6 protein-coding genes and 3 pseudogenes are annotated in these 7,780 nt (G+C 66.4%); 5 read left to right on the forward strand and 4 right to left on the reverse strand.

Annotated features, from left to right (window positions below):
- Nucleotides 1-27: 27 nt before the first annotated feature.
- From ACY45C_RS17915 to ACY45C_RS17930, 4 genes and pseudogenes are all read left to right on the forward strand, one after another.
- Nucleotides 28-330, forward strand: a pseudogene (locus tag ACY45C_RS17915) (metal ABC transporter solute-binding protein, Zn/Mn family); the annotation flags it as partial.
- 102 nt (nucleotides 331-432) lie between these two features.
- Nucleotides 433-540: pseudogene (locus ACY45C_RS17920) on the forward strand (metal ABC transporter substrate-binding protein); the annotation flags it as partial.
- Nucleotides 537-1,274, forward strand: coding sequence for a metal ABC transporter ATP-binding protein (locus ACY45C_RS17925; RefSeq protein ID WP_462188717.1), 738 nt, complete (start codon nucleotides 537-539; stop codon nucleotides 1,272-1,274). The pseudogene ACY45C_RS17920 and the gene ACY45C_RS17925, both read left to right, overlap by 4 nt.
- Nucleotides 1,271-2,143, forward strand: coding sequence for a metal ABC transporter permease (locus ACY45C_RS17930; RefSeq protein ID WP_462188718.1), 873 nt, complete (start codon nucleotides 1,271-1,273; stop codon nucleotides 2,141-2,143). Before ACY45C_RS17925 ends, ACY45C_RS17930 begins: the two co-directional genes overlap by 4 nt.
- Before the next feature lie 204 nt (nucleotides 2,144-2,347).
- On the opposite strand, the pseudogene ACY45C_RS17935 reads toward ACY45C_RS17930, so the two are convergent.
- Nucleotides 2,348-3,018, reverse strand: a pseudogene (locus ACY45C_RS17935) (metal-dependent transcriptional regulator); the annotation flags it as partial.
- Between the two features lie 822 nt (nucleotides 3,019-3,840).
- Between ACY45C_RS17935 and ACY45C_RS17940 the strand changes: the two are divergent.
- Nucleotides 3,841-4,287 (forward strand): hypothetical protein, encoded by a 447-nt coding sequence (locus tag ACY45C_RS17940; RefSeq protein WP_462188720.1) that lies wholly within the window; start codon nucleotides 3,841-3,843, stop codon nucleotides 4,285-4,287.
- Nucleotides 4,288-4,446: 159 nt separating this feature from the next.
- On the opposite strand, the gene ACY45C_RS17945 is transcribed toward ACY45C_RS17940, so the two are convergent.
- From ACY45C_RS17945 to ACY45C_RS17955, 3 genes are all read right to left on the reverse strand, one after another.
- Nucleotides 4,447-5,208: an ABC transporter permease gene (locus tag ACY45C_RS17945; protein ID WP_462188722.1), complete on the reverse strand. Its 762-nt coding sequence runs from the start codon at nucleotides 5,206-5,208 to the stop codon at nucleotides 4,447-4,449.
- On the reverse strand, nucleotides 5,205-6,296 hold the full coding sequence (locus ACY45C_RS17950) for an ABC transporter ATP-binding protein (RefSeq protein WP_462188723.1): 1,092 nt from the start codon (nucleotides 6,294-6,296) through the stop codon (nucleotides 5,205-5,207). The genes ACY45C_RS17945 and ACY45C_RS17950 overlap by 4 nt, the downstream gene beginning before the upstream one ends.
- Before the next feature lie 421 nt (nucleotides 6,297-6,717).
- Nucleotides 6,718-7,584 (reverse strand): LLM class F420-dependent oxidoreductase, encoded by an 867-nt coding sequence (locus tag ACY45C_RS17955; protein WP_462188724.1) that lies wholly within the window; start codon nucleotides 7,582-7,584, stop codon nucleotides 6,718-6,720.
- Nucleotides 7,585-7,780: the final 196 nt, after the last annotated feature.

The raw sequence follows: 7,780 nt of genomic DNA on the forward strand, positions 1-7,780 counted from the left end.
AAGTTATTTCATTTCGACTCCTAAACCTACAAGGCCAAGCTCCAGGCCGTACAGGACGAGCTCGTGTCGAAGCTGTCGACGCTGCCGGCAAAGAAGCGGGCGCTGGTGACCTGCGAGGGCGCGTTCTCGTACCTCGCCCGCGACACGGGGCTGACGGAGCAGTACATCTGGCCCGTGAACGCCGAGCAACAGGCGACGCCGCAGATCGCCTCGACGATCACGTTCGTCAAGGCGCATGACGTGCCGGCGGTGTTCTGCGAGTCCACGGTGTCGGACAAGCCGATGCGGCAGGTCGCCAACGCCACCGGCGCGGCCCTGGGCGGCATCCTCTATGGAGTTGAAATGAAATAACTTGCGCGCTTCGAACCCTCCACAGGCCTGTGACCTGCGATGATGCTCTCGATCACGTATTTGTTACTTCATTACGTCCCCTATGTCGATTCTCTCTCCAAGGCCGACGGGCCGGTACCGACCTACCTCGACCTGATCCGCTACGACGCGACCACGATTATCAACGGGCTCACCGGGCGGACCTCGTGACCGCGGCGATCCAGGTTCAGGAGGTCGTCGTCCGTTACGGCGGGGTCCTCGCCCTCGACGGCGTGTCCCTCACCGTCGAGCCGGGGCGGGTGGCCGGGTTGATCGGGATGAACGGATCCGGCAAGTCGACGCTGTTCAAGTCGGTCATGGGTATAGTCCGCCCCGACCGGGGACGCGTGCTACTCGACGGTGCCGAGCCTGCCGTGGCGCGTAAACAGGGCCTGGTGGGTTATGTGCCACAGAGCGAGGAGGTCGATTGGGCCTTCCCTGTCTCCGTGCGCGACGTTGTGATGATGGGCCGCTACGGCCACCAGAACTTCACCCGCCGGGCGCGCCCGGCCGACCACACGGCGGTGTCCGAGGCGCTGGAGCGTGTGGAGCTGACCGAGTACGCGGACCGGCAAATCGGACAGCTCTCCGGCGGGCAGAAGAAACGCGCGTTCGTCGCCCGCGGCATCGCCCAAAATGCGCAGATCATGCTCCTGGACGAACCCTTCGCCGGGGTCGACAAGAAATCCGAAGCCACCATCGTCCGACTACTCAAGGAGCTCGCCGCGGACGGCCGTACCATCCTGGTCTCCACCCATGACCTTCACGCCCTGCCACAGCTGGCCGACGAGGCGGTGCTGCTGCGCCGAGTGCTGTTCCACGGCTCCGTGACCGAGACGCTCAGACCGGAGAACCTCGCCCGCGCGTTCGGACTCGACGTGCTCGAGCAGAAGTACGTCGCATGAACCCGCTCGATCTGCTCCTGGATCCGCTGCAGTACGACTTCATGGTCCGGGCTCTTGCCACCACCATGATCGCTGCTGTCGTCTGTGCCCTCCTGTCGTGCTGGCTCGTGCTCGTCGGCTGGTCGCTGATGGGTGACGCGGTCTCTCACTCCGTCCTGCCCGGGGTCGTGATCGCCTACATCCTCGGCATACCGTTCGCGATCGGTGCGCTCGTGTTCGGGTTCCTCTCTGTCGCGCTCATCGGGACGATCCGCGGAACCAGCCGGGTGAAAGAAGACGCCGCGATCGGGATCGTCTTCACCACCCTGTTTGCGCTCGGACTCGTCCTCATCTCGATCACCCCGAGCCAGACCGACCTGAACCACATCGTCTTCGGCAACATCCTCGGCGTCTCCACCGCGGACCTCATCCAGATCGGAATCCTCGCTGCTGTCGCGTTCGTCATCCTTGTGCTGAAGCGGCGTGACCTGACGCTGTACGCGTTCGACCCGACTCACGCCCACGCTATCGGCCTGTCGCCGCGGTTCCTCGGCACGCTGCTGCTCGGCCTGCTCGCCCTCACCGCCGTGGTCGCACTGCAGGTGGTCGGGGTGATTCTCGTCGTGGCGATGATGATCATCCCTGGCGCCACCGCCTTCCTGCTCACCGACCGCTTCGGACGTATGCTCGTCATCGCCCCGGCGATATCGGCCGCGAGCTCGACGATGGGGATCTATCTCAGCTACTGGCTCGACGCGTCCTCCGGCGGGCTCGTCGTCGTCGTCCAGGGCGTCGTGTTTGCACTCGTCTACCTGTTCAGCCCCCGCCACGGGCTGCTTGGCAAACGACTGCTCGCTCGGCGGCACCGGGAGTTCGTCTCAGCGAGCTGACCCGCAGCCGACCCGAGACCCAGCGATCAGGAGGAACCTCGGCTCACCACACTGGCACCACTCGGAAACCGCCTTCTTCACCCTTTCGAAGGTAGGTGGGCCGCTCGGAAGCTAGTTCATTAATCCGTCGCGGCCCGCCTCGGCCGTGGTCTCGCACCCGTGTCCCGGGCCGGCCTCCCGCAGCGGAGCCGGCCCCGAGGAGCTCACCGTGACGCACACAGCGTCCGTCGCCGACCGGCCAAGAGCCACACCGCCTCATCGCGGCCTTCCACAACCACCTCCACCGAATCCGAGTACGGTGCCCCGGCTCGCACCTCCAGCACGGTACCGATGCCAATCCCACGCTCGGCGAAGAACTGCAACAGGCCCGCGTCCGCGTCCGAGATCCGCTCCACACGCGCGTGCGCGCCCGGCCCGATCCGAGACAGCAGGACCGCATCCGGTACCCGCACCGTGCCGTCCGAGCCCAGGATCGGATCACCATGTGGGTCGCGGGTGGGATGGCCGAGGTATTCGTCGATCTGGTTCACCATGAAGTCCGACACCGCATGCTCCAGCGTCTCGGCCTCATCATGCACCTGATCCCACCGATACCCCAGCACCTGCACCAGGAACGACTCAATCAACCGGTGGCGGCGCACCATCGCCACCGCATGCACCCGCCCCTTCTCTGTCAGTGACACTGCCCCGTAGGGCGCGTGCTCCAGCAGACCCTGCTCAGTAAGTTTGCGCACCGCGTCCGACGCCGTCGACAGTCTCACCCCCACCTTCGCTGCCAGTGTCGAAGGCGACACCGGCACCCCGGACCACTCCTGAAGACTCCAGACCACCTTCAGATAGTTCTGACTGCTCGCCGAAAGCTCCGACACCGACATGCTCGCAGGCTACCAAGCACCGAACTACGCCAATCCGAACTCTCCGTGAGAGCACGGCCAATACGACTCGACTTTCGTGATAATGCTGCTCGTCGCGGCCGAACCCCTCATCTACTGAACCATCAGCACCATGGTCCGGTGTATCGACCGGCGCACACCCCCCCAACGCCCGGGACCCCGACCGCTACGAAGAATCGTCTGACCAACGATCTCAAACATCTTCCCAACCCCCCACCAAGATCCAGAAAACCCAACCTTCAGGTCAGGATTCCTGAGCCAAGATCTTGGCGCGGGACAGAACGGAACTTGTCAAGATCTTTGAGGTAAGATATTTTGTGAATTAGCCTAATTGTGATTTTTGTGGAACGATTTCCGATCTCTCGGGAACACCCGAGTCGGCCGGCTCAGCCTCGTCGGGCTTCCGGTTGATCCCGGCCGGCTTCGGGAGCGGCGGCGGGACCGGAGGTCGGTTCACGAACCGCTCCGGGTGCGCGACACAGGCCGCGTCCAGGACACGGCCGCGCGGCCTGGATGGCCTCGGCCCGGCCGAAATGCACGACCGCCGACGCGAGATACCCGGTGCCAGAATTCCTGTGCTCATGATTGTACGTATCCATTCAGGGATGCAGGTTCCAGCACCCCTGAATGGATACCTGCCCGCCAGAGCCACAGAGGCGGTCCGGTGGTTCTCGTAGTCGTTCCCGGCGCGAGGCGGCAGGTCGGTGTGACCCGACACCGCCGGGGCATCCCGTCAGGGTGAGCAGACACACCCGCCGGGGTCGAACCGACAGCAGTCGGGCTGACAGCAGTCGAACCGACCGGATGAGCGGGAATCGTCCGGCCGGGGGCCGCCGAGAGGACGACCGCACGCAGCCCGACCTCGACGACACGACCGCTGACGCGGTCGGCAAGCTCAGCGAGGCGCTGGAGTGGGTTGAACGGGCCCGCGGGGCGCTCTACGAGTTCCATCAACTCTCCGGGCGGGCCGATCTGATCCTCGCGGAGGCGATTAGCGGTCTGGAGGACGCCGGACACGCCAAGATGGCCGCCTATGTACGCCGGGAGCTGCACGGACGCAACGTCCTCGACGGGCGGTGGACCTTCCAGATCACCGAGGAGTACGACGACATCTACTACCGCCCCTTCGTCGCCGTGGACGAACAGGTCCGGCTGCGGCTCACCGGTAGGATGCGCCACGTCCACGAGGCTCGCATGAAGGCCCAGGAGCGGGCCCGCGCCGGTCGGGACCTGTGGGGCCCTGGCGCCTGACCTGCGGTCCACCGGTCGCCCACGTCGGGGCGACCGGTGGACCGCGGCTCCAGGCCTGAAGGCAACCCGCCGGTGCGTTCAGGTACTCTGATGATCACAGATACTCAGATAACCACGGCTTCAGAGCTCATGCCGATGGAGATCGCACCTCGGGTGGGCTCAGGCGTCCCGACGCTTGGCCAAGACGAGCCCGATGGCGAACAGGCCGAGGCAGATCGCGGCAAAGTAAGCGAGGGAGCCCCAGGGGCCGAACGGCATCCCCTCGACCACGGGCGGGCCGTTGGAACGCTCCACCTGCCCGGCGACGATGAAATTGTCACCGGTGGTGAACGGCAGCCAGTGCTGGATATGGTCACCGATCCGGGGGATCGCCGGCAGCAGGCTCTCTCCGAGGAACAGGTAGACAAGCGTAATCACGATCGCGCCCGCCGATTGCCGGATGATCAGCCCCAGAGCCAGCGCGAAAATCGCCGCGAACAAGTAGACCAGACCGACACCGAAAACGTTACGGTACTCCTGCGCCGTGTCCAGAGCCAGGGGGGCATCCGGCTTGATCAGCTTGGCGACGCCCCAGGAGGCGATGGCGGTGATCTCGCCGACGATCCCCGCGAGCAGGGAGACGACGGCAGCCTTCGCGAGCAGTGCCGGCGTCCGGGTGGGCACCGCGAGGAACGTGGACCGGATCGTGCTGAAGCGGTATTCGGTGGTGACCGCCAACGTGGCCATCACCATCATCACCACAAGGCCGAAGTTGTAGGCAAACTGGGTGACGTTCGGGGTGAGGCTGGCGAGGTCGTCACCGTTGGTCGCCGCCGCGAAGATCGAGGTCAGCCGTACGGTGAACGCGGTCGCCAGGATCATGCACCACCACGGTGAGCGGGTCGAGAACAGCTTGATCCGCTCGACGGTGAGCAGGGTCATCGTCCAGTCCCCCCTCGTGCCGCCTCGGCCGAGGCCGACGGACCGCCACCGGCACCCACACCACCGTCGACCGGCTGGCGAGGTGTCCCGGCCAGCGGACCGGCAGCAGTTCCCGCCGGCACGGGCCCCGGCGGAGCACCTGTCGCCGACCGGCTGGCGCCCGGCCCCGGCGTCCCGGCGTGGCACTCCACCTCGCCGCCGGTCAGCTGGATGAACGCCTGCTCCAACGAGCCGCGCTGCGCCGCCAGCTCGTGCAGGACCAGCCCGATCCGACCGGCCAGCTCGCCGACCTGCTCGGTGCTGCTGTTCGACACGAGGAACGCCGCCGGACCACCGTCGTCGGCGGCGGCGTCCCGAACCGCGAGGCCCTGACCGGTCAGCACGCCACGCAGCCGCTCCATCTCCGGCCCGCGGACCCGGACTGCCGACTCGGACGCCATGTCGATGAAGGCATGGGTACTGGTCTGGGCGATCAGCCGCCCGCGACCGATGACGACGAGCTCCTGGGCGGTCAGCGCCATCTCGGACAGCAGATGACTGGAAACGAAGATCGTCCGCCCCTCGTCCGCAAGTCGATGCATGAACTGGCGAATCCAGAGGATTCCCTCCGGGTCCAGCCCGTTCACGGGCTCGTCGAAGAGAAGGACCTGCGGGTCACCCAGCAGGGCCGTCGCGATCCCGAGACGCTGTGCCATCCCGAGCGAGAAGCCACCCGCCCGCTTGCCGACGACCGGGGTGAGCCCAACGATCTCCAAGACCTCGTCGACCCGCTTCCCGGGAATTCGGTTCGCCGCGGCCATCCACCGCAGGTGCGAGCGGGCGGAGCGGTTGGGATGCACCCATTTCGCTTCCAGCAGCGATCCGACCTGGCGGAGTGGTTCCTTCAGCTCGGCATATCGCTTACCGTCGATACGGACCTGGCCTGCGCTCGGATTATCGAGCCCCAGGATCATCCGCATTGTAGTGGACTTTCCCGCACCATTCGGCCCCAGGAAGCCGGTCACCTTGCCGGGCTGCACCGTGAAGGACAGGTCGTTGACGGCGACCGTACGTCCGTACCGCTTGGTGAGCCCTTGCGCCTCGATCATTCCCCTCCTTTCCGTGGAACATCACTATGTCGGGATGACGGACCGGACCCGGGCTGCTGCCCGCTCGGTAGGGCCCACCGACGGCAGGCAGGTAGGACGACAGGTAGGCAGGTCGGCAGTTGCACCGACCGGCCGCGCCTCCCCCGGTTGGCATCATCGTCGCGGAGCACCCACCATCGAGCCAGCCACTATCGGCCGGCGGAGTGTCATCCTGCCGACAGTCAACAAGCCGTGAACCCGCAGCAGATTTTCCAGCACCACGCCGAAATGCACGGTGACGTCCTGCTCACTGTCGGTCCAGACTCGCGGCTTGCCAAGGCAACGTTCAGTGTGCTAACCGATCACCCAGGGCAGACCACCGGCGATGGACCGGCTACCGGCCGGGGTGGCACCCGCTCGGCTCGCCGCCGGATCAGCCGGGTTACCCGACGATGACCGGCGCCAGCCGGGCCCACTGCTCGCGCGGGAGCCGGGTGGGAGTGGAGGTGAGCACCTGGATGGCCACGTGATCGGCACCGGCCTCATGGTGCTCGGCGACCCTGGCCAGCACGGAGTCCACATCGCCCCAGGCCACCACGGCCTCGACGAGGCGCTGCGAGCCGGCACCCGTCAGATCGTCCTCGGTGAAGCCGAGACGGCGCAGGTTGTTCACATAGTTCGGCAGCTTCAGGTAGAACGCAAGGGTGTCGTGCGCGACCGCCCGGGCCTGAGCCGGATCGGTGTCGAGGATGACCATCTGCTCGGGCGCGAGTAGTGCGTCCGGGCCGAGCAGCTCCCGGGCGCGCCGGGTGTGCTCGGGGGTGGTGAGGTAGGGCAGGGCACCCGCAGTGCGCTGCGCGGCGATCCCCAGCATGCGGGGACCGAGAGCGGCCAGCGCCCGGTCGGCCCGCGGGACGCCCAGCTCGTCGAGGGTGTCGAGATAGTCGACGAGGACGTCGACGGGACGCTCGTAGCGACGGCCGGTCGTCTTCTCCACCGGTTCCTTGTGGCCGGCACCGAGCCCGAGCAGGATCCGGTCGGGGTGCGCCTTCGCCAGCATGGCGTAATGATCGGCAACGACGTCCGCCGGTTCGGTCCAGACGTTGAGGATGCTGGTACCGACCACCAGCCGATCCGTGTTGTCCAGGATCGCGGCCGCGAGTTCGAGATCGCCACTGGCCGCGCCGATCCATACCGCCGGGACGCCGAGGGCCTCCACCTCGGCGGCGATCTCCGCCCGGGCCGGGACATCCTTCGGCCACTGCCGCTCGGCTGCCCACAACCCGATCCTGCCGACCTCTGCTACCACGACGAGCCCCTTCCGCGCAGGGAACTGCCACTGTCCGTGCCATTACCCCATCACGTCTGCTACCCCGTACACACGCCCGGCATGTCGGCCGGTTCGTTGAATCTGTGGATCGGTAGATCAGTGGATGGGCGGATCAGGGGATTCAGGGGCCGGAATGATCACGCGGACAGAGGCAGGTCAGGGGATCTGGCGCTGA

It is taken from the genome of Frankia sp. CcWB2, assembly GCF_977927585.1.